We start from the raw sequence: 25859 nt of genomic DNA, 5'->3' as shown, positions 1-25859 counted from the left end.
TCTATACGGGCATCGTGCACGTAGTGGATCAGCAGTCGGCACTAAACTTTTCCGCATCGAGTGCGCTGGGCGGACCAGCGTCTGGAGGGGGGACGCCTTGAAGGTCGTGAGCAACCGAGGTAACGACCGGTTGATCGATGCGGTGCGGCCGAGTCTGCAGCCGGGCGGTGGAATGGATCTCACCTCGCCGACCTTCTCTGTGTACGCCTTCGAAGAGCTCCGTGACGAGCTGGCCAAGCTGGAAGAGGCTCGCCTCCTGCTCCCGAGCGTAGGCGCCGATCTGCATCTGTTGGGCGGTGAGCACGATCGCGCAGCGCGCAATCGCCTGTCGTCCCGCTATCTGGCCGCATCGTGCGCCGAGTGGCTGGCGCGGCGGGCTGAGGTGCGTCATGCGCCGTCTTATTCCATTCCCCAAGGCGTCCTGGTTACCCGAGCGGCCTCCGGCGAAGTGATTTCGCTGGCCCAGGGCTCCTTCGGCTTTGATCGCGCTGGTCTCGGCCTGACCCCCGGCAACCCGTACACGTCGATCCTGCGGTCCGAGAACGAGAGCGAGGCGACTGCTCTCGCCCCGGCCCTCTTCGAGGCGATGTGGGAGAGTACCCCTGGCTCTCCTGAAACAGGCCCGCTACTGGAGCAGATGCGCGCCCTCGGGCGCTACCGCGATCCGGAGCGCATCTACCACCTCATGCTCCACCACCTGTTCAGCGTTGCTGGCGGGGAGCTGGATGAGGACACGGTCATCGACGCGAAGACCGGCATCCGCGACACCGTGGTTTGGGGGAAGCTCTACAAGTTCCAGCGGGACGGCGTTATCGGTGCCATCGATAAACTGAACCGCTACGGCGGCTGCATCGTCGCGGACAGCGTCGGTCTAGGAAAAACCTTCGAGGCGCTAGCCGTGATCAAGTACCACGAGCTGCGTAACGATCGTGTCCTGGTGCTCTGCCCGAAGCGGCTACGAGACAACTGGACGATGTACACGGCGAACGACCGACGAAACCTCCTCGCCCCGGACCGCTTCAACTACGATGTGCTCAACCACACTGATCTATCCCGCGAGTCCGGAAGATCGGGTGACATCGACCTCGCGCACATCAACTGGGGTAACTACGACCTGGTTGTCATCGACGAGTCACACAACTTCCGCAACGCCAACTCCCCGAAGCAGAACGGCGAAACGCGCTATGACCGCTTGATGCGCCAGATCGTTCAGGAGGGGGTGAAGACCCGCGTCCTCATGCTCTCCGCGACGCCCGTAAATAACCGGCTCGCGGACCTACGCAACCAGATCGCCTTCGCCACTGAAAGTGACGACACGGCTTTGGCGCCGTACGGCATCGCCAGCATCGCCGAGACTGTCCGCGTCGCGCAGCGCCAGTTCAATCGGTGGCAGGAACTTGGCCCAGAGCAGCGCACGGCGGCGCAGCTCGTGGACATGCTGGGCTTCGACTACTTTGCGCTACTCGACATGCTCACTATCGCCCGCTCGCGCAAGCACATCGAGAAGTACTACGGCACCGCCGAAACAGGCTCATTCCCCGAGCGTCTTGCACCGCTCAACGTGAAGTCGGAGATCGACACGCAGGGCGACTTCGGCGCCATCGGCGAACTCAACGACCAAATCCGCAAGCTCAATCTGGCCGCTTACTCGCCTATGCAGTACCTGCGACCCGACAAGCGGGCCGAGTACGCGGACAAGTACGCCACCCGTCTGAAGAGCGGCAAGGGTAGTTTCCAGCAGACCGACCGAGAGCAGAGCCTGGTCAACCTGATGAGGGTGAACATTCTCAAGCGGTTGGAGAGCTCCGTTCACTCCTTCCAGCTGACAGTGGGTCGACAGCTGGAGCGCATCGACGCGCACCTGAGTGCGATCGACCGCCACGAGACCTATTACCGCCCCGACTCCCTCGACGAGGAGGAGTACGACGACGTTCGCTCAGACGAGCTGGCGATCGGTGGCGGCAAGATCAAGGTTCTCATCGCGGACATGGACCTGATCCGCTGGCGCCAAGACCTTCTGGAGGACCGCGAACGCCTCACCGCGATGCTGTATCGGGCCGAGCAGGTGATCCCGGAGCGTGACGCGAAACTGGGCCGCCTTAAGCAGCTGATCGCGGACAAGGTTCGCAATCCCATCAACCCGGGCAACCGCAAAGCCATTGTGTTCACCGCCTTCGCGGACACCGCCGCCTACCTGTATGAAGAAATCGCCGAATGGGCTAGGGCCGAACTCGGCGTCGAGACTGGCCTGGTGACGGGCACCGGGAGTAACCGCACCACACTCAAGCTGCGCCGCGATCTTCCCGGAATCCTCTCTGCGTTCTCTCCGCGCTCGAAGCAGCGCCCGGACGACCTGGCAGGAGAAGGCGAGCTTGACCTGCTCATTGCCACGGACTGCATCTCCGAGGGCCAGAATCTGCAGGACTGCGACTGGCTTGCGAACTACGACATCCACTGGAACCCGGTGCGCATCATCCAGCGCTTTGGCCGCATCGACCGTCTCGGTTCGCGCAGCGCTCGCATCCAGCTCGTTAACTTCTGGCCGCAAATGGACCTGGAAGAGTACATCGGCCTCGAGCAGCGAGTCACGGGACGCATGGTGCTCCTCGATATCTCCGCCACTGGGGAAGAGAACGTCATCGAGACCAGCGCCGGCGACCCCATGAACGATCTCGAGTACCGGCGCGCACAACTTCTCAAGCTCCAGGACTCCGTCCTCGACCTAGAGGACCTGTCGACCGGTGTGTCTATCGCCGACCTCACTCTCACCGATCTGCGCATCGACCTCGCCGACTACGCCAAGCGGCACCCCGGCGAGCTGGATGTGGAACCACTCGGGGTACACGCGGTCGCGGACAGCGACGGCGACACCCCGCCCGGACTGATCTTCTGCCTACGTGCCGAAGGACAGGCGGCTGATCGGGCGGTGCAGGCCGGCGACCCACTTGCCCCTCACTACCTCATCCATGTCGGGGAGGAGGGCGTGGTGCAGCTCAGCCACACCCAAGCCAAACGCATCCTTGACCGGGTGCGCAAGGTCAGTGCCGAGCAGAGTCAAGTTGACCCGGAGCTCACCGCGCTATTCGATGCCCGGACCCGGCGCGGCGCCGACATGGGAGCGGCCCGTAAGGCCCTCGCTGCCGCTGTACGCTCCATCACCGGCAAGGCGGAGGAACGCGCTATCGCCAGTCTGTTCAGCCTGGACGGCACCCAGGCTGCTGCGGCAGGAGGCTTCGCCGGGACCAATGACTTCGAAGTGCTCGCCTTTCTTGCCGTTTTGCCCCGTGTCGGCGCCGAACCAGTCGGATCAGCTGCACACCACGGTCAGGAAGCCCGGCAATGACCCCGGACGACGTGGTCGACGCGCTTCGGCTGCCTGCGGATTGTGCCGTGGATGTCCGAGTACCGAAGACCCAGCTGCAAGCGCACTCCGACTTCAGTGCCGGTGATCGGCGGTTGCTTCAGGAAGGCATCGATGCCCTGTGCTGGGCCGCCGCGATACGCCCTGATGCCGTGGGAATTCCTGCCTACACGGCTCCGGACGGCAGCCGACGCGTTCCGGAACTCCACGTCATGTCTCTCCGGGCCCGGACCGGGACCAAGCTCACCCGCTTGGAAGAGCTTGTCCATCGAGCCGTGCCGTACCCGATCCTCCTCGTCAGCGAGCTGGAGTCCGGCCCGCGTGTATCGGTTGCCCTGAAGCGCATGTCACACGTGCGCAAAGGCGATGTCGCACTGGACAGCCCGCCTGTGACCGCTTCCCTTGGGGACGTCCCCGCGGCTGTGGCCGATGCTTTCCTGAGCGCACTGCAGCTCGACCGGCAACCGCGCAGCGACCTCAGCACGGTCTACGAGGGATGGCTGGTCTGTACGGTTGCCTTGCGTGTCGCTGCGGTAACCGGAGAGTTTGCGCTCGCGGGCACCTTGGATGCGGCACAGGCCCAGCTCACGGCCCTGACGGAGAACAGCCGACTCGAGACAGAGATCAACAAGTTGGTTGCCCAGATCAAGAAGGAGAAGCAGATCCCACGAAGGATCGAGCTACAGGACCAGATTAAGGCGAAGAGGGTCGCCTTGTCGGTGGTGCAAGATACGTTGCACTTGGCGTAGCAACGCAGCAAGTACGAAGACCACGGTCATAGAAGAGGGCACCGGGCGAGCAGGGCGGTGCCGTAGTGAAGCAGGGGACGATCAGGGTGACGATGCACACGGTTGAGCCGGGGGACCCGGAGACCCACTCCAAGGATCTCGTGGCAGAGAACCTCGAACAGCTCCGGAAGATCTTCCCGTCTGCCTTCACAGAGGGCAAGGTTGACTTTGACGCGCTGCGCGAGCTGCTTGGTGACGTCGTCGATGACGGCGACGAGAAGTTCGGGCTGACCTGGTTCGGCAAGCGCAACGCCCGTCGCATCGCCCTCAAGCCGAGCACAGCGACCCTTTTGCCGCGCCCGGATGAATCGCTGAGCTGGGACAGCACCCAGAATGTCATGATCGAGGGCGATAATCTTGAGGTTCTGAAGCTCCTACAAAAGAGCTATGCAAACCAGGTCAAGCTCATCGTCATTGACCCGCCATACAACACCGGCAAAGATTTTATCTACCCGGATAGCTTCCAGGACAGCATCCAGAACTACCTTGAGCTCACAGGCCAGACTGGCGCGGATGGAACACGACTGAGCAGCAACTCCGAGACCTCTGGGCGCTACCACAGCGCCTGGCTGGACATGATGTACCCCCGGCTCTTCCTCGCTCGACAGCTCCTAAGCGAAGACGGAGCAATTTTCATCTTTATTGATAGCACCGAGGTGGCTAACCTTCGCCTTATCTGCGATGAGATCTTCGGTGGTGATTGCTTTGTCATCGACCTCATCTGGCGGAAGCGTGATGGCGCCCCCAACGATCGAACTGTTGGCTCCGTGCACGATCACATCTTGGTGTACGGGAAGGCGCTGGCGCCCAATTCGACCCGAACACTAGCCGAAGAGCGCTTCAACCTCATGCCGCGCACGGCCAAGGCAGACGCGCAGTACCAGGTTTTTCGAGAGCCGGGTGGCCCGGATCCGCGAGGCGCCTTCCGTAAAATTGATACGACGGCTAACGCCAAAGGCGGGCGCGACGTTGCCTCACTTCACTATGGCCTAACTAACCCGCATACCGGAGAGGTGGTCTACCCTCGTCAAGGCACTTGCTGGCGCCATTCACAGGAAGAAATGGAGCGACTGCAGGCTGATGGGCGCCTTTATTGGGGTGTTAATGGCACAGCCACTACCCCTATGCGGAAACTGTACCGCTCCGAGGCTAAGGACGGCATGACAACCCCTTCAATCCTCCCGGATATGCCATTTAATCAGCATGCAGCCCGCGAATTGGAGGTGCTATTTGGGAGAAAGTCCATCTTTGATACGCCCAAGCCTGTAGATCTCCTCCGTCTACTGATCCGCATCGGCAGTAATCCGGGAGATATCATCCTGGATTTCTTTGCGGGATCCGGATCAACGGGTGAGGCGGTACTGAAGTCCAACTCTGAAGGACCCGGAAACCGCCGCTTTATTCTTGCTCAGCTTCCGGAGCCGACGGGATTCGGCGACTTCCCCACGATTGCGGACATCACTCGTGCTCGTTTGCGGTCGTCCTCGCAAGCTGCCGCCAGCATTTCTAGTACGGCGGACACCGGTTTTCGGTCATTCTCACTAGGCGCAGGAAATATTGTTCGTTGGGATACCTCCCGGCAAGATTTTGAGCAGCAAGCGTTCGAGCAGATCGATAACATCCGCGAAGAGCGTGCGGAGCAGGACGTTCTTTTCGAGTTGCTGCTGAGTCAGGGGCTCGATCTTGCTTCGTCCGTGAAGTCGCGCGTGTTTGCTGGCGTCCAGGTATTCGCGACTGGCGGGGGCCTACTCTTCGCCTGCCTTCCCCCCTCCGGTTCAATTGATGCAAGTAATTCGGAGGAAATCGCCAAGGGCATCATTGCTTGGCGTTACGAACTGCAACCTGAGGCGGACGTGACGGTCTTCCTTAAGGACGCAGCTTTCGCCGACGACGTCGCCAAGGCGAACCTCGTGGCAATCCTTGAACAGCAAGAGTCTCCCTTCGTCGTGAAGAGCCTGTGAGCCGAGGGGACGTCAGGATGAAAAAGCCCAAGCTTCATTTCGATTCCGAGCTGCCGCATCAGAAGGCGGCCGTGGATGCCGTGTGCGATCTATTCCACGGGCAGGAGAGCGGACACAGCCTTTTCACTGTCAGCGGAGCCAACGACGACCTGTTCACGCCCGCGGCCGGCGTCGGGAACCGGCTGCGAATTCTTCCTGATCAGCTGCACGCGAACCTGAACGAGGTCCAGGAGCGTAATGGTCTGCCGCTCTCCTCGCTGTCCAACCTGGCGGACGGGCGCGACCTGAACTTCACGATCGAGATGGAGACCGGCACCGGCAAGACGTATGTATACCTGCGCACGGTCTACGAGCTGAACAAGCGTTACGGCTTCACTAAGTTCATTGTTGTCGTGCCGTCTGTGGCGATCAGGGAGGGCGTCTACAAGTCGCTGCAGATCATGGAGGACCACTTCAAGGCCCTTTACGACGGCACCCCACTGCACTACTTCCCCTATGACTCGGCGCAGCTGGGCCAGGTGAGGAACTTCGCCTATAGCTCCAACATCGAGCTGATGATCGTGACAGCCGCTGCGATCAACAAGCAGGCGACCGCGAAGATCTATCAGCCAAGTGAGCGGACCGGCGGCGAGGCGCCAATCGAGCTAATCAAGCAGGTGCGGCCGATCCTCATCGTGGACGAGCCTCAGAGCGTGGACGGCGGTCCCCAGGGCCGGGGTCGGCAGGCGCTGCGCACGATGGACCCGCTGTTCAGCCTGCGCTACTCGGCGACGCATGTCGACGTGTTCAACATGGTCTACAAGTTGGACGCCATCGACGCCTACCAGGCGGGACTGGTCAAGCAGATCGAGGTGGCCGGCGGTACCGTCGAGCACGCGCACGGCCGCCCCTACGTCCGCCTAGAGAAGGTCAGCACACGCAAAGACGACTACACGGCGACCGTAGAAGTCGACGTGATGAGGTCTGGGCGCGTCGTGCGCCGGACGGAGAGAGTCAACCCCGGAAGCGACCTTGGAGCGATCACCAACAACCGTGTCTACGAGGGCCTGTTGGTCGGCGACGTCACAAAGAGCCGTGGCAGGAGTGAGCCGGGGTTCATCCAGATCCATGGCGGCGGAATCGACGAGTACCTCAGGGAAGGCGAGGCTTACGGCGACATCCCGGTGCTCGAGCGCGCACGGCATCTGATCAACAAGACCATCCGAGTGCACCTTGATCGGGAACTGGAGCTTCGCTCCAGGGACATCAAGGTGCTGAGCTTGTTCTTCATCGATCGGGTGGACCGCTACCGCGCCGAGGACCCAGATGGCGCCCCGATCCCAGGCGAGTACGCGAAGATCTTCGAAGAGGAGTATGCGCGGCTCCAGCGTAACCCCCGCTACTCGACCCTCTTCGGCGGGGTAGATCTCGACTCCGAGCCGAGCGCCGTCCACGAGGGCTATTTCGCTCGCGATGCCAAGGGAAAGCCAAAGGACATCAAGGAGGGAGCGGCCCAGGACGGTGCGGACGCCGAGCGCGCGTATGACCTGATCATGCGGGACAAGGAGCGCCTGCTCAGCCTTGACGAGCCGGTGAAGTTCATCTTCTCCCACTCGGCACTCCGAGAGGGCTGGGACAACCCGAACGTCTTCCAGATTTGCAGCCTGCGCGAGATGGGAACCGAGCGGCAGCGTCGACAGACCATCGGTCGCGGTCTACGTCTTGCTGTGAATCAAGAGGGTCAGAGGCTCCACGGCTTCGACGTAAACACCCTTACGGTCGTGGCAACTGAGAGCCTGGAGCAGTTCGCCACCTCTCTACAGACCGAGTACGAGCAGGACGCCAAGGTCAGCTTTGGTCGAATCGAGCCGCATCAGTTCTCCAGCCTCCTCCTTCCCGACGGTGACGGAAAGCACCTGGGCAGCGAGGGCTCGCTGCGGCTCTTCGCTGCTTTGCAGGACGCTGGCTACATCCAGAGCAACGGCAAGATCGACGCGCAGCTGCTCCAACAAGCTCTCGCAGAGGACACGTTTACGCTGCCTGAAGAGTTCGTCGGCCTGGAGACTGCAGTGGTGGAACGGCTCCAGCAGCGCGCCAAGGGCATCACCGTCAATGACCGGGACGAACGACGCACGGTCAAGGTCCGTAAGCAGATCTTCGAGAACCCTCAGTTCCACGAACTGTGGAACCGCATTAAGCAGAGGACCACCTACCGGGTGGACTTCGACACGGAGAAGCTGATCGCGGACGCAGTTGGGGCTCTAAAGGAGGCCCGTCCAATTCTGCCTGCTCGAATGGTGTGGACATCAACAACGTTGTCCATAAGCGAGCGTGGCATCGAAACCGGCGCTGCGGCAACCTCGGCCCCGCAGCTGGTCGATCAGGGAGAGATCCCGTTGCCAGATATCCTGGGCGAGCTGGCTGAGCAGACCAAGCTGACCCGACGCACCATCCATCGGATCCTCTCTGAGAGTGGCCGCTTCCGGGATTTCCAGCGCAACCCGCAGGAGTTTGTATCCCTCGCAGCCGAGAAGATCACGGAGGCTCGGCGTGCGGCGCTTGTCGACGGAATCAAGTACGTCAAGCTCGGGGAGAGCGACGTTTACGCCCAGGAGCTCTTCCTCACCGAGGAGTTGCACGGCTATCTCGGCAAGAACTTGGCGCCTGCGGCGAAGAGCGTCTACGAGGAAGTCCGTTACGACTCCGAGACCGAGCGGAAGTTCGTCGAGGATCTGGAGTCGGCGAGCGACGTCGAGGTGTACGCGAAGCTCCCGTCCTGGTTCAAAGTCCCGACGCCGCTCGGCACATACAATCCGGACTGGGCTATCGTGCGTCGCCTTCCTGACGGCGAGCAGCGCCTTTACCTGGTGATAGAGACCAAGGGCACCCAGCAGGAGAGCCTCCTCCGTCCGGAGGAGCGGGGAAAGATCAAGTGTGGACACAAACACTTCGAGGCCCTCGGCACGAATGTCACCTTCGAGCAGACGGACGTCTGGCGCCACGTGACGTTCACCGCATGAGTGACGCCCGTGCTGGGACACGTCGTCCCAGCACGGGCACAGTCGAAGCCGGGGTGGCTGTTCGTAGCACGGCCAGCAGGTGTTTGCGGGGCAGCCAACTATCTCGCGTAAAGCGCCAGATCGAAGGCGGGTACGGAGTCCCGGTAATGCCCCACCCTATCCTCTGAAGCGGTGGTGAGGATCCCGTGGACTACCTGCGGACAGACCCTAGCTGGCATCGCAGCTGCAGTGTCTGACCAGCAAAGTCGCCTGAGAGCTAATCGGCCTCCGGAGCTGTGTGCGCAGGTTCGAGTCGCAGGCATTACGGGAACTTCCGGAAAGTCAGAACCCCAGCGGCAGACGAGTCGGGCTGTACGCCGGGTTCTGTCACCCGGCCGCCTCGCGGCAGCCGGGGAGACGGCCATCCATCTAGGGCCGGTGTTGCCACCGGCCTCGTGCGGTCTACCCGGGGGCTCGGGCGAGCAGCCCTCGAACGCCTCCGCAGAGCGCTTTTTACGGCGCTCCTTTTGACCTTGCTCCGGGTGGGGTTTACCTAGCTGCCCAGGTCACCCTGGGCACTGGTGGTCTCTTACACCGCCGTTTCACCCTTACCCAGCGCCTGAGCGCTGGGCGGTTTGTTTTCTGTGGCACTGTCCCGCGGGTCACCCCGGGTGGCCGTTAGCCACCACCCTGCCCTGTGGAGCCCGGACGTTCCTCGGGGAGCCCCTCAAGGGGACTCCACGCGGCCGTCCGCCCGGCTCGTCTGCCGTGTGGACCATGCTACCGGGCGTCCGCCCTTCGCCGGACCGGAGGCCGCCGTCGCCAGGACCGAGCCCGCCAGGATCAGGGTGAAGGCGATCCCGATGCCCAGAGTGAAGCGCTCGTTCAGGAAGACGGCTCCCGCTGCTACCGCTACCGCCGGGTTGACGTACGTGAACACCGTCGCGCGGGTCGGGCCGACCTCCTTGATCAGTTCCAGGAAGGCAACGAAGGCGAGTGCCGTGCAGATCGCTCCCAGGCCGATCAGGGCTGTCAGGACCGAGGCGGAGGGGACGGTCGAGGGCCAGGTCGCCGCCGCCGGTGCTGCGTAGACGACCGCCGCCAGGGCCAGGCACGGGGCCGTCAGCTGCAGGGTCGGGACGTTCTTCAGCCAGCGTGCCGCGATCAGCGGTGCCGTCGAGTACCCCAGCACCGTCAGCAGGACCTCCCCGAGCGAGCGGGCGTCGCCGCTGGTCAGGTGCGGGACGGTCAGGACGCCTACGCCCGCCAGGCCCAGTCCGAGGCCCGTCATCCGCCGTAGCCCCAGGCGCTCCGTGTCGCCGAAGAAGCGGGCCAGCACCACACCCACGATCGGCACGCCGGCGATCAGCAGGCCGGCCGTGGAGCTCGACAGGTGGCGTTCCGCGTCCGTGAGCGTGAACCACGGGCCGATGATCTCTATGCACGCGAAGGCCAGCATCGGCAGCCAGTGGGTGCGGACGGTGCGGATCAGGCCGCCCTGTCGTATCGCGAAGGGGAGCAGGAGGAGTGCGCCGAGTGCGCAGCGCGTGAATACAACCATCGAGGGGGACAGGGGGGCGTCCACCGCCACCTTGATCATCAGGTAGGGGATGCCCCAGATCACTCCCATCAGGGAGAACAGGAACCAGCCGCGTGCAGTCATGCGGACAGCATCGGCCGAGGCACTACCTGGCGTCTTGAACGCTGTTGCGGTACGCCGCCGGGGTCACCCCCAGCACCCGGCGGAACCAGCGCGTCAGGTGCGCCTGGTCCGCGAAGCCGACCAGAGTGGCCACCTCGGCCGGGCGCAGGCCCGACTCCAGCAGCCCGCGCGCCCGGCTCACCCGGTGCTGGGCCAGCCAGGCGTACGGCGGTATCCCCATCGTCGTACGGAAGGCCCGTAGGAGTTGGTAGCGGGACAGGCCCAGGTCGGTGGCCAGGTCGGCCAGGGAGGGAGGTTCCAGCAGTTCGTCCGCCAGGCGGTCGCGGACCACGAACGCGATGTGGTCGGCGCCCGGCACCGTGTCCGGGGCCGAGCGGGCCGTGGAGTGGCGGCGGGCCAGGGCCGTCAGCAGCCAGGGGAGGCGGGATTCGGTCTCCAAGGGGTCCGGGCAGGCGCTGAGTTCGGTGTGGGCGAGGCGGAGGGCGGTGACCAGCTCGGGGTCGTCGATCACGGGGTCGCGGAAGTGCGGGAGGCCGCTGAGGGTGCCGTCGGCGAGGAGGGCGGGGGCGGCGTACAGGGCGCGGTAGGCATAGCCGTCGGTGGTGGTGTCGGGGCCGCCGGTGTGCATCTCGCCGGGGTCGAGGACGATGATCGAACCGGGGCCGGTACGGATGTGGCCGCCGCGGTAGTCGATGACCTCGGAGCCGCCGACGCAGACGCCGACGGTGTACTCGGCGTGCGCGTGCGGGGCGTAGACGTGCCGCTGGAAGCGGGCGGTGAGCAGGTCGAGGGGCGGGCCGCAGCGGCCGAGGCGTGCGCGCGTCCACAGTGCCTGCTCGCTCACCGTGCGCCCCCGTCCGTTCGGTCTACGTCTCCGTGTCTCCGTCGTCGTACGGGGTGCAACAAACTCCGGGCCTTTTCCATGCCCCCCGGTCCGCACCGGGCGCTATGGATCCATCCGCTCCAGTACGTCGAAGACCGCCTCGATGCGTGCGCGGTGGTCCGCGAGCAGCTCGGCCGCCGGCTCTCCGGCGAGCAGGCGGCGGGCGGTGGTGACGTAGACCGAGCGGTAGGCGGCGACGGTCAGGGCCGCGAGCAGGTGCGGGTCGCCGACGGATGCCTCCGTGAGCGCCTCGGTCAGGGCCGTCTCCACCTCCTCCAGGCCTTCGCGGGCGCGGGCGCGCAGGCCGGGCGACTCCATGACGACTCGCCAGAAGGTCGGGAAGCGGTCGTTCACGCCGGCCAACGGGTGTCCCTGGTCGAGGAGTTCGAGTGCCAGGCGGCGTAGCGCGGCCAGCGGGGTCTCGTCGGGGCGGCGGTCGCGGACGGCGTCGGCGAAGGTCGCGGCGGCCTCGGGGATGCGGTCGAGGTAGAGGTCCTCCTTGCGCGGAAAGTAGTTGAAGACGGTCATGGCGGAGACGTCGGCCGCCCGGGCGACCTCGGCCACGGTCACCGCGTCGAAGCCGCGCTCCTGGAACAGTCCGGTCGCGATGTCGGAGATCCGCTGCCGGGTCTCCCTCTTCTTGCGCTCGCGCAGCGGCAGTTCCGCATCCGTGCGTTCGTCTTCACGTTCACCTGCACGTTCACCTGGCATGAGAAAACTATAGCGAGCAAAAAGTTTTAGTGACTACACTCAATCCCATGAGTATGAGCATGAGCATGGACACGAAGACGTACGACGTTGTGGTGGCCGGCGCCGGGCCCGTGGGCCTGCTGCTCGGCTGTGAGCTGCGGCTCGGCGGGGCCCGTGTGCTCGTCGTGGAGCGGCTGACGGAAGTGGACGAGACGATCAAGGCCGGGGCGATCAATCTGCCCTCCGCCGAGGCGCTGTACCGGCGGGGGTTACTGCCCGCGCTGGCCGCGGTGCAGGACGAGGCGATGAAGGGCTTCCGGAAGTTCCGCCGGGCGCGGGGTGAGGACGAGGACGCACCGCCGCCGCCCAGGTTCGCCGGGCACTTCGCCGGTATCTGGCTGCACGGCGAGCTGCTGGACGAGAGCGACCCCGACTTCGGCGGATCGGGTCCCGCCGAGCGGGTCGGTTTTGTCCCGCAGGCCACGCTGGAGCGGATCCTCGCCGGGCGGGCGGAGGAGCTCGGGGTGGAGGTGCGCCGGGGCGTCGAGCTGACCGGGTTCGAGATGTACGACGACCACGTGGTCGTCGACGTAGCCGATGCCGCGACGGGCTCGACGGGAGCGGCGGGCGCGACGGAGGAGATCCGCGCCGGCTGGCTCGTCGGCTGCGACGGCGGGCGCAGCAGGGTGCGCAAGCTCGCGGGGTTCGACTTTCCCGGGACGGACCCGGAGATCACCGGATATCAGGCGCTCGTGGAGATGACGGGCGCGGAGGAGCTGAAGACCGGCTGGAACACGACGGACGTGGGGACGTACGTGCACGGGCCGATGCCGGGGCGGATCCTCACTGTCGAGTTCGACGGGCCGCCCGCCGACCGTGAAGCGCCCATCACCGCCGGGGAGTTGGAGGGCAGCCTGCGCCGGGTGACGGGGGTGGAGGTGACGGTGACCGCGGTGCACTCGGCGACCCGGTTCACCGACAACTGCCGTCAGGCGAGCAGCTATCGCAAGGGCCGGGTGCTGCTGGCGGGCGACGCGGCGCATGTGCACTCGCCGTTCGGCGGGCAGGGGCTGAACCTGGGCATCGGGGACGCGATGAACCTGGGCTGGAAGCTCGCGGCCGTGGTGCGGGGGCGGGCGAACGAGGGGCTGCTCGACTCGTACACCGCCGAACGGCATCCGATCGGCGCGTGGGTGCTCGACTGGACGCGGGCCCAGATCGCCCTGATGCGGCCCGAGTCGCATGCGCGCGCCCTGCGCGAGGTGATCACCGAGCTGTCGCGGACGGTCACCGGCACCACCTTCTTCGCCAAGAAGATCTCCGGTGTCTGGCAGCGCTACGACCTGCCCGGCGACCATCCGCTCGTCGGCCGCAGCGCCCCTGACCTGGAACTCTCCGACGGCAGCCGCCTCGCCGACCACCTGCACACCGGGCGCGCCCTGCTGCTGGACCTCGCCGACGACCCCAAGCTCCGCGCCCGCGCCGAGGGATACGGCGACCGGGTGGACGTCCGCACCCTCGCCTGCGCCGACCGGCCGGGGCTCGCGGGGCTGCTGGTACGCCCGGACGGCTTCGTCGCCTGGGCGGCGGACGAGGACTACGAGGGCGGGGAGGCGCTCGAACGGGCGCTGGAGCTCTGGTTCGGTGCCGCCGTCGGTGCTTGACCCTGCCGTGAAAATCGGCGGCTGACCGAGGCGGGGCCGGTGCGGATGTGGCCGCCGCGGTAGTCGATGACCTCGGAGCCGCCGCCCCAGACACCGACGGCAGGCGGTCAGCAGGTCGAGGGGCCGCCCGCAGCGGCCGGCCGTGCCCTGGTCCACCGTGCTTGTTCGGCCATGCTCCGCAACCCCGCGCGCCCTACTGAGGTTGGAACGCCTTCAGGCCCCGTTTCCACGCCGCGGCCAGATCCGCGTCGTCGGGAAACCTGCCGTGGATCTCCAGGATCACCATCCCGTGGGCGAACGCCCAGACGGAACGTGCCGTGTCCAGGTCGCCGCCGCAGGCCCGCATCAGCGGCATCGCGGCCCGGTCCTCCAGGCCGGCGGGGAGGGCGGCGCGGGGCAGGGGGCGTTCGGTGGCGAGGCAGTAGAGGTGGGGGTGGGCGAGCGCGTACGTGCGGTACGCCTCCGCCAGTGCGGGGAGTGAGCCGGGCTCGCGCTCCTCCACTGACTCCATGGCCGCCGCCGACTCCTCCAGCATCTGCGCGATCAGCTCGACCTCCACGGCGTGCTTGTCGGGGAAGTGCTTGTAGAGGGACGGGGCCTTGATGCCTAGACGGTCGGCGAGGGCCCGCAGGGTGAGTGCGGCCGGCCCGGACTCCTCCAGGAGAATCCTGGCTTCCGTCGCGATCTCGCGGGCGCGGGGGGTGAGGCGGTCAGCCACGCTGGAAGCCCTCCTTGGTGCGCAGTCCGTAGCCGAAGGCGCGATCGTACGAGATGTGGGCGAGCCAGCCGCACAGGGCCGCGAAGGCGGGGGCCCAGGTGACCGGCCCGATGGCGTACGCCACGAGCAGCGCCAGCGGGACCAGGGCCCGGTGCATCGCGTTGTAGTACGGCACCGCGCGCGGGGCCAGCTGCCCCTTCGCCATCCTGGGCACCTCGTCCAGGGCGACCAGGAAGGTCAGGTCCGGCAGGACGAAGAAGGCCAGGGCGAGGGTGCCGGCGAGCCAGCCGTGGTTGACGGCTTCCAGCACCGCGAAGGCGGACCAGAACAGGGCGTTCGCGAGCCAGGCGGCGCGTCGGGCGAGGGGGAGGACCGAGCGGTGCGTAGTGGTCGTGACCGTGGTCATGGCTGCCTCCAGGCGGGGAGCGAGTGGCTAACATCGTTAGCCTGATACCCATGACGGTACGGCTAACGTCGTTAGCCGTCAAGGGGTGTCAGACGTACGACGGCCGGCCGCCGCTTGACCCTGCCGCGACGTCAGCCTCAGTACGGACGTGGCCGCCGCGGTAGTCGTGGCCACGGAGCCGCCGACACAGACGCCGAAGGTGTACTCGGCGGGTGCGTGCGGGGCGTAGACGTGCCGCTGGAAGCGGGCAGCCCGCAGTGGCCGAGGGCGTCTGCGGCTCAGAGAAAGTCCGTCGTCTCCAGATCGAAGGCGAACGGCTCCGGGAGGGTGAGCGGTTTCCCGAGGGGACGGGTGCAATGCTCGCGGTAGTCGTCCTTCTCGGGGTCGCTGAACAGCGTGATCGAGGAGGCGTCCCGGTCGACGAGCAAGTAGAGGGGGATTCCCCCACGGGCGTAGCAGCGCCGCTTGGCCTCTCGGTCGGCCTTCGGCTTGGTCGAGGTCACCTCCAGGACCATGGTGACGCCCTCGCAGGGCATCCAGGAGTCGGCGCCCCGGTAAAGGCGTAGGTTCATGGGTGCGAAGGTGCCGTCCGGGATCACGTGGTCCTTCGGGCAGCCGCCCCCGCCCTGCAGCTTCAGCCCCTTGTTGCCGGAGAACTGCATGTCGGTCCGGGACCGCCTGATCACTTGGTTCACGATCAGCCCGATGTAGTCCTCGTGGTCCCCGTCCGGCGGCGGCGCCACGACGATTTCCCCCTCGATCAACTCGGCCCGGAAACCCTCCGGGGTGTCCAGGGCGAGGAAGCCCTCCAGCAGGACCTCTTCCTGCGTGAGCGGCTCGTGGGCCATGGCAGTCATGTCACGCCCCTCCTTCGGTCGCTCGCCAGACTGGGACATCGGGAGATCACCTGTCCGAGAGATCGGGATCCGTTCCCTCGATCGTGGCACACGATCACCATGGTCGTCAGGAGCCGACCCGCCCGCTTGACCCTGCCGCGGAGTCAGCCTCTGTACTGGTCCCCTGCGGATCGGAGAACCCGCCGCGACCGTCGGCATCCGCCTCGTCCGCTTCCACGCCGACGACGCCGACACCCTCGTACAAGCCCTCGTACAAGCCCTCGGACGTACTCTCACGCAGGCGCGAAGCGCACCTTTGCCGATGCCGGATCTGCCTGCGTGAGGCGCACCCGCAGCCGCTCCCCCAGCGGCAGGTGTTCGCCCTCGATGCGGCCGATGACCGCCGGGGACGCCAACTGGACGGTCCCGATGCCCGGTTGACGCTCCTCCACGTCCACCACGCAGCCGTCGAACACCTCCCCCACCCGGCCCGCCAGCAGCGCCGCCTCCACGATGTCGACGCACGCGCGCTCGATCGTGCCCGCGCGGCGGCTGCCGTCAGCCATCTGGTGCGGCAGCGTGTCCAGGGCGGCCAGTACCCAGTCGGGCGGGGGCTCGCCCGCCGCTGCCGCCAGGCACAGCTCGGAGGCGTACCGGTCGGCCAGGCGCCGCAGCGGTGCCGTGCAGTGGGCGTACGGGGCAGCCACGGCGGCGTGCGTGGTGATGGGCGGGAGGGCGCCGTTCCGGAAGACGGTGTAGCCGGCGCCGCGCAGCAGTGTCGTGCACTCCTGGAGGAAGGCCGCGTGCTGCGGGCGGTGCGGGTCGAGGGAGCGGATGAGCTGGGCGTACGAGACGTGGTGCGGCCAGTCGATGTGCAGGGCGTGCGCGGTGCGGCGCAGGCGGCCGACGGCGCCGTCCGGGGCGGCGGGCAGGGTGCGCAGAATGCCGGTGCCCGCCGCCAGCATGAGATCTGCCGCCGCCATCCCCGCCAGCAGGGAGATCTGGGCGTTCCAGCCGTCGGCCGGGAGTGGGGCGCGATAGCTGAGCTCGTAGGTGTGGTCGCGCTCCACGATTTCCTGCTCGGGGACGTTCAGCGAGATCCCGCCCCGCTCCACCTCCAGCCGCTCCCGCGCCTCCCCGACCTCCTTGAGCAGCGCCAGCGGTTCCTCGGCCGTCTTGTCGTCGATCTGCTTCTGTACGGCGGCGTAGTCGAGCTTGGCCCTGCTGCGGACGAGGGCGCGGCGGACGTCGACGGCGAGCGTACGGGCGTCGTCGTCGAGGTCGATCGTCCAGAGCGCGGCGGGGCGGACCTGGTCGGGCAGCAGACTCGCGGCGCCCTCGCTGAGCAGCGCCGGGTGCAGCGGGATCCGCTCGTCCGGGAAGTACAGGGTGGTCACCCGCCGGTGGGTCTCCGCGTCCAGCGCCGCCCCGGGCACGACGAAGGCGGCCACGTCCGCGATGGCGTACCGCACCCGGTAGCCGGTGCCCTGCCGGGACAGGTGCATCGCCTGGTCGAGGTCGGTGGAGGCCGGCGGGTCGATGGTGCAGAAGGGGATGTCCGTCGCGTCGTACGACGGTAGGGCCGGGGTCCTCGCTGATCGCTCGGCCTCTGCCAGCGCCTCGGGCGGGTAGCTCTCGGGGACGCCGAGTTCGGTGCGCAGCGCGGTGAGGGCCGCCCGGAGGGGGGCTTCGGGGGCGCCGGTCACTCGGATGTGGCGGCGGGGCATACAGCGAGGGTAAGCAGACCGGGGCCCGTACGCTGTCCGGGAGCTCAAACAGAAGGAGATCTTCCGTGCTTGTCCTGCTGCCTCCCTCCGAAGGCAAGGCGTCCTCCGGCCGTGGCGCCCCGCTGAAGACGGAGTCGCTGTCGCTGCCGGGGCTCACGCCCGCCCGTGAAGCCGTGCTCGGCGAACTGGTCGAGCTGTGCGCCGGGGACGAGGAGAAGGCACGCGAGGTGCTCGGGCTGAGCGAGGGGCTGCGCGGCGAGGTCGCGAAGAACGCCGAGCTGCTGACCGCCGGGGCGCGGCCCGCCGGGGAGATCTACACGGGAGTGCTGTACGACGCCCTCGACCTGGCCTCCCTGGACACCGCCGCCAAGAAACGCGCCACCCGCTCCCTGCTCGTCTTCTCCGGGCTGTGGGGTGCCGTGCGCATCAACGACCGCATCCCCTCCTACCGCTGCTCGATGGGGGTGAAGCTGCCCGGGATCGGGGCGCTGGGCGCCTACTGGCGGACGCCGATGGCGGACGTCCTGCCCGAGGCCGCCGGGGACGGGCTGGTGCTGGACCTGCGGTCCTCCGCGTACGCGGCCGCCTGGAAGCCGAAGGGCGAGGTCGCCGGGCGGACGGCGAGCGTACGGGTGCTGCACGCGCCCACCCGCAAGGTGGTCAGCCACTTCAACAAGGCGACGAAGGGGCGGATCGTACGGAGCCTGCTGACGGCGGGCGCGGCGCCCAAGGGCCCGGCGGAGCTGGTGGAGACGCTGCGCGAGCTCGGTTACGTGGTGGAGGTGGAGCCTCCGACGGGGGCCGGGAAGGCATGGATGCTGGACGTGTTGGTGGACGAGATCCACTGAACCAATAGGCGTGCTGTTGCAGCATGCGCAATGCGCTTTGCGCATGCTGCATTGCACGGGCACGATGACGGCATGGCCGCCTCATCGCTCCTCGACCTTGCTCCCGTCGTGCCCGTCGTCGTCATCAAGGACGCCGCCGACGCCGTTCCGCTGGCGCGGGCGCTGGTGGCGGGGGGACTGCCCGCCATCGAGGTGACGCTGCGGACGCCGGCCGCCCTGGACGCGATCCGGGCGATCGCCGAAGCGGTGCCGGACGCGGTGGTCGGGGCGGGGACCGTGATCACGCCGGAGCAGGTGAAGGACTCGGTGGCCGCCGGGGCGCGGTTCCTCGTCAGCCCCGGCTGGACGGACGTACTGCTGGAGGCCATGAAGGCGTCCGGGGTGCCGTTCCTGCCCGGGGTGTCCACCACCTCGGAGGTCGTGGCACTACTCGAACGCGGGGTGCGGGAGATGAAGTTCTTCCCGGCGCAGGCGGCGGGTGGCACGGCGTATCTGAAGTCGCTGGCGGGGCCGCTGCCGCAGGCGCGGTTCTGCCCGACCGGGGGCATCGGGCCGGCCAACGCCCCCGACTATCTGGCGCTGCCCAACGTCGGCTGTGTGGGCGGTACTTGGATGCTCCCGGCGGACGCCCTCGCGGCCCGCGACTGGGACCGGATCGAGTCGCTGGCCCGCGAGGCGGCGGGGCTCACCCAGGTTGTCATCTAGGTGGTCACCCAGTCCCTCAGCGCAAGTGGGACGTGTCGTTGAACAGCCGTACGCTCGCGTTGCCGTCCGCGTAGTACGCCACCGCAGACAGCGCGGCCGCCGACAGCTCCATGCGGAACAGGGACTCGGGCGGGGCGCCCAGAGCCAGGCGTACGAACGTCTTGATCGGCGTGACGTGGGAGACCAGCAGGACCGTGCGGCCCGCGTACGCCGCCACCAGCTTCTCCCGGGTGGCCTCGATACGGGTCGCGGTCGCCGCGAAGCTCTCGCCGCCGCCCGAGGGCTGGGCGTGCGGGTCGGCGAGCCAGGCGTTCAGGTCGTCGGGGTAGCGCTCGCGGACCTCGGCGAACGTCAGCCCCTCCCAGGCGCCGAAGTCGGTCTCGATGAGTCCGTCGTCGATGCTCACCTCCAGGCCGAGGTGGGAGGCGACGATGCCGGCGGTCTCGCGGGTGCGGGCGAGGGGTGATGCGACGATCGCCTGGATCGTGCCGCGCCGGGCCAGCGCGGCCCCGGCGCGCTCGGCCTGCTCCCGGCCGACGTCGGACAGGGAGGGGTTGGTGCCGCCGCTGCCCGAGAAACGCTTCTGCGGGGTCAGCGGGGTCTCACCGTGCCGCAGCAGCACGAAGGTCGCGGGGGCGCCCAGGTCGGCGGGGGCCCAGCCGGGGGAGGCGACGGCCGTGGCGGCCCGTACATCGGCCTCGGCCTTCGGGACTTCGGCGGCGGCCGGCTCGGCGACCGCGGTCCTCTCGGCGGCCGTCTCCAGCTCCGCCGTCGAAGCCGACGGGGACCACTGCTCGCCGCGCTTGCCCGCGTCCATCGCCTCGTTGGCCAGGCGGTCGGCGTGCTTGTTCTGCTCCCGCGGGATCCACTCGTAGGTCACCTGGTCCGGCGGGAACACGCGGGCCGCCACCGACGCCAGCGGCTTCATGTCGGGGTGCTTGATCTTCCAGCGGCCCGACATCTGCTCGACGACCAGCTTGGAGTCCATACGGACGCGGACCCTGGCCGAGGGGTCCAGTTCGTGGGCGGCGCGCAGGCCCGCCAGCAGGCCCCGGTACTCGGCGACGTTGTTGGTGGCGACGCCGATGTACTCCGCGGCCTCGACCAGGGTCTCCCCGGTCGCCGCGTCGAGCACCACGGATCCGTAGCCCGCGGGTCCCGGGTTGCCCCGCGAACCGCCGTCGGCCTCGACGATGAACTCCCGCACGCCACCCGCCCCTTACAGACCGGACTCGGCCGTACGCACCAGGATGCGGCGGCAGTTCTCGCAGCGCACCACCGTGTCGGGGGCGGCCGCGCGGATCTCGTTGATGTCGGTGATCGCCAGCTCCTGGCGGCAGCCCTGGCAGGTGCGCTGGTACAGCTTGGCCGCGCCGATGCCGCCCTGCTGCTCGCGCAGCTTGTCGTAGAGCTTCAGCAGGTCCGCGGGGATCGTGCCCGCGATGACCTCGCGCTCCTTGGTCACCGTCGCCACCTCGCCGTCAATCTCCTCGACGGCGGCGTCACGGCGGGCGGTCGCGTCGTCGATCTTCGACTGGACGGAGGAGACCCGCTCGGTGAGCTCGGCGACCCGCTCCTGCACGGACTCGATGCGCTCCATGACCTCCAGGACGACGTCCTCGAGGTCGCTCTGCCGCTTGGCGAGGGAGGCGATCTCGCGCTGGAGGTTCTCCAGGTCCTTGGGGGAGGTGACGGCGCCCGAGTCCAGGCGCTTCTGGTCGCGGGCGGCGCGCTGGCGCACCTGGTCCACGTCCTGCTCGGCCTTGGTCTGCTCGCGGGCGGTGTCGCTCTCCTCGGTCTGCGCGGCCACCAGCAGGTCGCGCAGCTGGGTGAGGTCCTTGGTGAGCGACTCGATCTCGGCGTGCTCGGGCAACGACCTGCGCCGGTGCGCGAGCTGCTGCAGGCGTACGTCGAGGGCCTGGACGTCGAGGAGTCGGATCTGGTCGGCGGGCGCGGCGTTCAGTTGGGGGCTCCTGCGGTGGGATCGGGGGAGGCCGCGTGGGCCGTCCAGGGGTCGGTGACCGTCTTGGAGACATGGACCCTGAGGTCCCATCCGTGGCGGTCGGAGATCTCGTCGAGCTGGGTGGCGGCCAGCTCGCACCAGGGCCATTCGGTGGCCCAGTGCGCCGCGTCGAGCAGCGCGAGGGGGCTTTGGAGCACGGCCTCGGAGGCCGGGTGGTGGCGCAGGTCGGCGGTGAGGAAGGCGTCGACACCGGCCGCGCGCACCTGGTCGAAGAGGCTGTCGCCGGAGCCGCCGCTGACGGCGACCGTGCGGACGACGGCCTCGGGGTCGCCGGCGACGCGGATGCCCTGCGCGGTGGCGGGCAGCCGGGCGGCGGCCCTCTCGGCGAACTCGCGCAGCGGCAGCGGGTGGTCCAGCTCGCAGATGCGGCCGAGACCCCGGCGGCCGGACGGATCGGCCGGGTCGGGCACCAAGGGGCGTACGACGCGGAGGTCCAGCGCACCGGCCAACGCATCGCTGACTCCGGGGTCGGCCGTGTCCGCGTTGGTGTGGGCGACGTGCAGCGCGATGTCGTTCTTGATCAGGGTGTGCACGACGCGGCCCTTGAAGTGGGTCGCCGCGACCGTCGTCGTACCGCGCAGGTAGAGCGGGTGGTGGGTGACCAGCAGGTCGGCGCCCAGCTTCACCGCCTCGTCGACGATCTCCTGCACGGGGTCGACCGCGAACAGGACCCGGGTGACCTCCTGGTCGGGGTCGCCCACGACGGTGCCGACCGCGTCCCAGGACTCGGCCCGCTCGGCGGGCCACAGGTTCTCCAGCGCGGCGATGACTTCAGACAGACGGGGCACGCCCAAAAGGCTACCTGGCTGATCTGTGCCGCTGAACCTATGTCCGTAGTCGGCCTGGACCTGTCCATGCGGCCGGGTGGAGAGGACCGGCGCCCCGGCGCTCACCCGCGGCCCTCTTCAGCACACCCGCCCCCGTTTCCTCAGGCGAATCGTTCCCCCGCCACCCTTATGTGTGAAGCAGGAGCCTCGTGGTCCCACGTGTGTGCGTGCGAAAACTAGCTTCGTCGCCGGAGGTGACCAGACCATGACGGCGTGTGCGATCGAGCCCGAGGCTGCTCCCGAGGACGGCGCCCCGCAATCCGGCTGCACCATCACCGTGGACGGCGCCTACGCCGCCCGCCTCGCGCCGGCCGGGGACTCCTGGTTCCCGGAGCGCTGGACGCTGGACAGTCCCGAGCCGTACGCCGTGCCGCTGCCCGGCAACCAGCCCGAGGAGCCCGGCACCGAGGTGCAGCCGATGGGCGACGGGCGGGTCCTCATCCACCGGCGGGCGGAGGGACGCCACCTGTTCTCGCTGCTGTACCCGACCGGACCGGGCACGGGCGAGCTGCTGATCGGCGCGGTGCAGTGCCCGGAGGAGGGTGCCCGGCTGCGGCTGCTGCCGCCCGCGCCGGGCGGCGAGAGGGCGTACGCCCTCGCCGTGGGCCGGCGCTCCAGCACCGTGTGGCTGGTGGCGGGCGGCGCCTTCGGGCCTGAGCAGGTGGCGGAGATCCCGGGGCGCTGCTCGGGCGGGGTGTGGCTGGACCGCGCGGGGCGGCTGCTGGCGCTCGACCGGGAGACCGGCGGCCGCACCAAGGCGGTCGTGGTCGACCTGGAGCGGGCCGGCGAGGTCTCGCCGCTGCTGCAGATCGCCGAGGGCAGCGACGACCGGCTGCTGCTCGCCGACCCGGACAGCGGGCTGCTGCTGATCCGCTCCGACGCGCCCTCGCCGGGCGAGGAGCGGCTGGGCTGGGGCGTGCTGGGCAGCACCCTGCCGGTGCGCTTCCCGGAGTGCCTGCGGCTGCCCGACTGTGTCGTGACGCCCTTCGCCATCCAGCCGGGGCAGGTGCTGCTGCCGGAGAGCTGCGGGGTGGCGCTGCGCATCGACGGGCCCGTCGGCAGCTGGGTGGGCCTGTGGCGGCCGGACCGGCGGCAGGTGCACCATCTCGCCGCGCCCTACGGGTGGTTGGCGGGCGCGGGGATGTGGACCAGGGACGGGGTGCTCCAACTGCCCTACGCCACGGCCGAGGTGCCGTGCGGCGTGGCGCGGGTGGCGGCGCCCTCGGGGGAGACGGGGGAATCGGGGGATGCAGGGGGATCGGGGGGCGCGGGCCCGGAGGATCCGGCACGGGGTGAGCCGGCACCGCCGGATCCTCCGGAGCCCGTCGCACCGCGTCCCGTGCCCTTGCAGCAAGCGCCCTTGGGACGTCTTGTAACGAAATAGTGCCGATGGGCGTGCCCGTCTGGATTCGCGAGGAGGGTGGCCGGTTAAACTCGCCCGGCTGTTTGAAAGATCATGTTGACGGGGTGAATCCTTCCGATGAGCGACACAAGCACCATGCAGCCGCTGTCCGCCGAGTCCCGGGAAGACGCCGGTCACGGCCGGCACCGGGGCCCGAATTCGGCCCAGGACGGTGACACGGCCCCGCACGGCCGTCACCGCAAGCCGGCCGAGGACAGCGAAGCGGCTGCCTGAGGGTACGCAGGGAAGGGGCTCGCACACCGGCCGGTGTGCGAGCCCCTTTCGTATGTCTAGGCCCGCTTGAGTCCCAGTACCTCTGCAGCCGCGAAGGTCTCCCCCGGTGGCCGGTCCGCGTAGTGCGGAGTCAGTACGGCGTCCAGCTCGTCGTAGGTGAAGGTGTCCTGCTTGCTGTCGAACTTCGCCTGCACCCGCGGCCGGTCGACGACGGCCACCATGCCGCCGTGCACGACGAGCAGCTGGCCGTTGACGCGGGCCGCGGCGGGCGAGGACAGGTAGCCGACGAGCGGGGCGACATGCTCGGGGGCGAGCGGGTCGAGGCCGTCGGCCGGCTGCTCGAAACCGGCGAAGACGTCCTCGGTCATCCGGGTGCGGGCGCGCGGGCAGATCGCGTTGGCCGTGACGCCGTACTTGGCGAGGGCCAGGGCCGTGGAGGTGGTCAGGCCGACGATTCCGCCTTTCGCGGCCGCGTAGTTGGGCTGCCCGGCCGAGCCCGCCAGAAAGGCCTCCGACGAGGTGTTCACGATCCGCCCGTAGATGGGCGCTCCCGCGGCCTTGGACCGCTCGCGCCAGTGCGCGGCCGCGAAGTGGGTGGTGTTGAAGTGGCCCTTGAGGTGGACCCGGATCACCGCGTCCCACTCGTCCTCGGTCATGGAGAAGACCATGCGGTCGCGCAGGATGCCCGCGTTGTTGACCAGGATGTCCAGCTTGCCGAACTCCCCGATCGCCAACTCGACGAGTTCTCGGGCCTGTGGGAAGTCGGCGACGTCCCCGGTGTGGGCGAGCGCCTTGCCGCCCGCCGCGCGGATCTCGGCGGCGACCTCTTCGGCGGGGCCCGCCGAGGCCTCCCCCGAGCCGTCCCGGCCCGGCTGCCCGAAGTCGTTGACGACGACGACGGCACCGAGCCGGGCGAGTTCGAGCGCCTCGGCCCGGCCCAGGCCGCGACCGGCCCCGGTCACGACGGCGGACAGCCCTTCCAGCGGCCCTTGCTGCGGTCCTTGCTGTGGTCCTTGCTGTGGCAACGACACGGGCACCCCCGTCAGATCTCGATGCATGTGCGCAGCGCCGTGCCCGTCCGCATCTGGTCCAGCGCCTCGTTGATCTCGCTCAACGGCACCCGGTGCGTGATCAGGCCCTCCAGGTCGACGCGGCCCGCCCGCCACAGGGCGATGGTCCGCTCGTAGGAACGCAGGACGTCGCCGCCGCCGTACATCGACGGCAGGATCCGCTTCTCGTCGAAGAACAGCTCGAACATGTTGAGCTGCAGGAAGTCGTCCAGGGCGCCCGCGCCGACGACGACGAGGGTGCCGCCGCGCCGTGTGGTGTCGTAGGCGGTGCGGGCGGTGGCCGACTTGCCGACGACCTCGAAGACGTAGTCGAAGCCCTCGCCGCCGGTGACGTTCTGTTTGGCGTCGGCCAGCTCGTCCGGTGAGACCGCCTTGGTGGCGCCGAACTTGAGGGCGGACTCGCGGCGCGAGGCGACCGGGTCGACGGCGACGATCTCGGCGGCGCCCTTGAGGCGCGCCCCCTGGATCGCGGAGATGCCGACGCCACCGCAGCCGATGACGGCGACCGACGAACCGGCCTCCACGTCGGCGGTGTTGAGGGCGGCGCCCAGGCCGGTGGTGACCCCGCAGCCGATCAGCGCGGCGATGTCGAAGGGCACGTCGTCCGGGATCGGCACCGCGCAGCCCGCGTCCACGACGACCTCCTCGGCGAAGGTGCCGGTGCCCGCGAAGCCGAAGACGTCACCGCCGGGGCGGCGGAAGTTGGGGGTGCCGGCGTTCATGAACCCGGCCAGGCACAGCTCGGTCTGCCCGCGTTTGCAGGCCGGACATGCGCCGCAGGCGGGCAGCCAGCAGACCACGACGCGGTCGCCCGCCTTCAGGTGGGTGACGCCGTCGCCGACTTCGACTATCTCGCCTGCGCCCTCGTGCCCGGGCACGAACGGCGCCGGCTGCGGCAGCACCCCGCTCATCGCGGACAGGTCCGAGTGGCACAGCCCGGTGGCCCGCACCCGGATCCTCACCTTGCCGGGCCCGAAGCCCGTCGCCTCGATGTCCTCGAAGACCTCGAGTTTGTCCTGGCCGATCTCGTGCAGTACGGCTGCGCGCATGGTGCGGCTCCCCTCAACTGCCTACT

At 68.2% G+C, this 25859-nt stretch carries 20 protein-coding genes, 1 other RNA gene and 2 pseudogenes; 9 read left to right on the top strand and 14 right to left on the bottom strand.

Going from position 1 to position 25859, the window contains the following annotated elements; genetic code table 11:
• Positions 1 to 106 precede the first annotated feature (106 nt).
• From ACFY1U_RS02235 to ACFY1U_RS02220, 4 genes are all read left to right on the top strand, one after another.
• Positions 107 to 3343, top strand: coding sequence for a helicase-related protein (locus tag ACFY1U_RS02235; RefSeq protein WP_390692828.1), 3237 nt, complete (start codon positions 107 to 109; stop codon positions 3341 to 3343).
• A complete protein-coding gene (locus ACFY1U_RS02230) occupies positions 3340 to 4110 on the top strand; it encodes a DUF4391 domain-containing protein (protein WP_390692239.1) in 771 nt (256 codons plus the stop codon). Before ACFY1U_RS02235 ends, ACFY1U_RS02230 begins: the two co-directional genes overlap by 4 nt.
• A gap of 140 nt (positions 4111 to 4250) precedes the next feature.
• Entirely contained in the window at positions 4251 to 6110 is a 1860-nt protein-coding gene (locus ACFY1U_RS02225; RefSeq protein WP_390692238.1) for a site-specific DNA-methyltransferase, read from the top strand.
• Between the two features lie 17 nt (positions 6111 to 6127).
• Entirely contained in the window at positions 6128 to 9109 is a 2982-nt protein-coding gene (locus ACFY1U_RS02220; protein WP_390692237.1) for a type III restriction-modification system endonuclease, read from the top strand.
• 336 nt (positions 9110 to 9445) lie between these two features.
• Here ACFY1U_RS02220 and rnpB read toward each other — a convergent pair.
• The 4 genes and pseudogenes from rnpB to ACFY1U_RS02200 all read right to left on the bottom strand — a co-directional run bounded on the left by rnpB (position 9446) and on the right by ACFY1U_RS02200 (position 12345).
• An RNA gene (rnpB, locus tag ACFY1U_RS02215) (RNase P RNA component class A) lies at positions 9446 to 9850 on the bottom strand.
• Between the two features lie 118 nt (positions 9851 to 9968).
• Positions 9969 to 10688 (bottom strand): annotated as a pseudogene (locus ACFY1U_RS02210) (DMT family transporter); the annotation flags it as partial.
• 85 nt (positions 10689 to 10773) lie between these two features.
• Positions 10774 to 11595: a helix-turn-helix domain-containing protein gene (locus tag ACFY1U_RS02205; RefSeq protein ID WP_390692236.1), complete on the bottom strand. Its 822-nt coding sequence runs from the start codon at positions 11593 to 11595 to the stop codon at positions 10774 to 10776.
• Between the two features lie 102 nt (positions 11596 to 11697).
• Entirely contained in the window at positions 11698 to 12345 is a 648-nt protein-coding gene (locus ACFY1U_RS02200; protein WP_390692235.1) for a TetR/AcrR family transcriptional regulator, read from the bottom strand.
• Between the two features lie 47 nt (positions 12346 to 12392).
• Between ACFY1U_RS02200 and ACFY1U_RS02195 the strand changes: the two genes are divergently transcribed.
• On the top strand, positions 12393 to 13988 hold the full coding sequence (locus tag ACFY1U_RS02195; RefSeq protein WP_390692234.1) for an FAD-dependent monooxygenase: 1596 nt from the start codon (positions 12393 to 12395) through the stop codon (positions 13986 to 13988).
• A 23-nt stretch (positions 13989 to 14011) separates the two neighbouring features.
• On the opposite strand, the pseudogene ACFY1U_RS02190 reads toward ACFY1U_RS02195, so the two are convergent.
• The 5 genes and pseudogenes from ACFY1U_RS02190 to ACFY1U_RS02170 all read right to left on the bottom strand — a co-directional run.
• Positions 14012 to 14161: pseudogene (locus tag ACFY1U_RS02190) on the bottom strand (AraC family transcriptional regulator); the annotation flags it as partial.
• A gap of 20 nt (positions 14162 to 14181) precedes the next feature.
• Entirely contained in the window at positions 14182 to 14706 is a 525-nt protein-coding gene (locus ACFY1U_RS02185; RefSeq protein WP_390692233.1) for a TetR/AcrR family transcriptional regulator, read from the bottom strand.
• Positions 14699 to 15112, bottom strand: a complete 414-nt coding sequence (locus ACFY1U_RS02180) for a DUF4260 family protein (RefSeq protein WP_390692232.1) — start codon at positions 15110 to 15112, stop codon at positions 14699 to 14701. The genes ACFY1U_RS02185 and ACFY1U_RS02180 overlap by 8 nt, the downstream gene beginning before the upstream one ends.
• A gap of 278 nt (positions 15113 to 15390) precedes the next feature.
• The gene (locus ACFY1U_RS02175; protein WP_390692231.1) at positions 15391 to 15969 is read right to left on the bottom strand and encodes a Uma2 family endonuclease; all 579 of its coding nucleotides are present in this window, start codon (positions 15967 to 15969) and stop codon (positions 15391 to 15393) included.
• A 272-nt stretch (positions 15970 to 16241) separates the two neighbouring features.
• Positions 16242 to 17675 carry an RNB domain-containing ribonuclease gene (locus tag ACFY1U_RS02170; protein WP_390692230.1) on the bottom strand — a complete coding sequence of 478 codons (1434 nt, stop codon included), beginning with the start codon at positions 17673 to 17675 and terminating at the stop codon, positions 16242 to 16244.
• Positions 17676 to 17740: 65 nt separating this feature from the next.
• On the opposite strand from ACFY1U_RS02170, the gene yaaA reads away from it, so the two are divergent.
• Together yaaA and ACFY1U_RS02160 are read left to right on the top strand one after the other, a co-directional pair.
• Positions 17741 to 18523 carry a peroxide stress protein YaaA gene (yaaA, locus tag ACFY1U_RS02165; protein ID WP_390692229.1) on the top strand — a complete coding sequence of 261 codons (783 nt, stop codon included), beginning with the start codon at positions 17741 to 17743 and terminating at the stop codon, positions 18521 to 18523.
• A gap of 72 nt (positions 18524 to 18595) precedes the next feature.
• Entirely contained in the window at positions 18596 to 19228 is a 633-nt protein-coding gene (locus ACFY1U_RS02160; protein WP_390692228.1) for a bifunctional 4-hydroxy-2-oxoglutarate aldolase/2-dehydro-3-deoxy-phosphogluconate aldolase, read from the top strand.
• Between the two features lie 16 nt (positions 19229 to 19244).
• On the opposite strand, the gene ACFY1U_RS02155 is transcribed toward ACFY1U_RS02160, so the two are convergent.
• Genes ACFY1U_RS02155 through ACFY1U_RS02145 form a run of 3 tightly spaced genes read right to left on the bottom strand, consistent with a single transcriptional unit; the run spans position 19245 to position 22039 of the window.
• Positions 19245 to 20435 (bottom strand): bifunctional RNase H/acid phosphatase, encoded by a 1191-nt coding sequence (locus ACFY1U_RS02155; protein WP_390692227.1) that lies wholly within the window; start codon positions 20433 to 20435, stop codon positions 19245 to 19247.
• 12 nt (positions 20436 to 20447) lie between these two features.
• Positions 20448 to 21191, bottom strand: a complete 744-nt coding sequence (locus ACFY1U_RS02150) for a zinc ribbon domain-containing protein (protein WP_390692827.1) — start codon at positions 21189 to 21191, stop codon at positions 20448 to 20450.
• Complete coding sequence (locus tag ACFY1U_RS02145; RefSeq protein ID WP_390692226.1) at positions 21188 to 22039, bottom strand: Nif3-like dinuclear metal center hexameric protein; 852 nt, start codon at positions 22037 to 22039, stop codon at positions 21188 to 21190. Before ACFY1U_RS02145 ends, ACFY1U_RS02150 begins: the two co-directional genes overlap by 4 nt.
• Before the next feature lie 244 nt (positions 22040 to 22283).
• Between ACFY1U_RS02145 and ACFY1U_RS02140 the strand changes: the two genes are divergently transcribed.
• Together ACFY1U_RS02140 and ACFY1U_RS02135 are read left to right on the top strand one after the other, a co-directional pair.
• Positions 22284 to 23462 (top strand): hypothetical protein, encoded by a 1179-nt coding sequence (locus ACFY1U_RS02140; RefSeq protein WP_390692225.1) that lies wholly within the window; start codon positions 22284 to 22286, stop codon positions 23460 to 23462.
• Positions 23463 to 23558: 96 nt separating this feature from the next.
• Entirely contained in the window at positions 23559 to 23714 is a 156-nt protein-coding gene (locus ACFY1U_RS02135; RefSeq protein WP_099928441.1) for a hypothetical protein, read from the top strand.
• A gap of 56 nt (positions 23715 to 23770) precedes the next feature.
• On the opposite strand, the gene ACFY1U_RS02130 is transcribed toward ACFY1U_RS02135, so the two are convergent.
• Together ACFY1U_RS02130 and ACFY1U_RS02125 are read right to left on the bottom strand one after the other, a co-directional pair.
• Entirely contained in the window at positions 23771 to 24772 is a 1002-nt protein-coding gene (locus ACFY1U_RS02130; RefSeq protein WP_390692224.1) for a 3-oxoacyl-ACP reductase, read from the bottom strand.
• Positions 24757 to 25833 carry a Zn-dependent alcohol dehydrogenase gene (locus ACFY1U_RS02125; protein WP_390692223.1) on the bottom strand — a complete coding sequence of 359 codons (1077 nt, stop codon included), beginning with the start codon at positions 25831 to 25833 and terminating at the stop codon, positions 24757 to 24759. Before ACFY1U_RS02125 ends, ACFY1U_RS02130 begins: the two co-directional genes overlap by 16 nt.
• Positions 25834 to 25859: the final 26 nt, after the last annotated feature.

The organism is Streptomyces sp. NPDC001351 (assembly GCF_042896045.1).
GTDB lineage: Bacteria > Actinomycetota > Actinomycetes > Streptomycetales > Streptomycetaceae > Streptomyces.
Note: the sequence above shows the minus strand (reverse complement) of the source record. Positions and strands in the feature narration are given on the sequence as shown.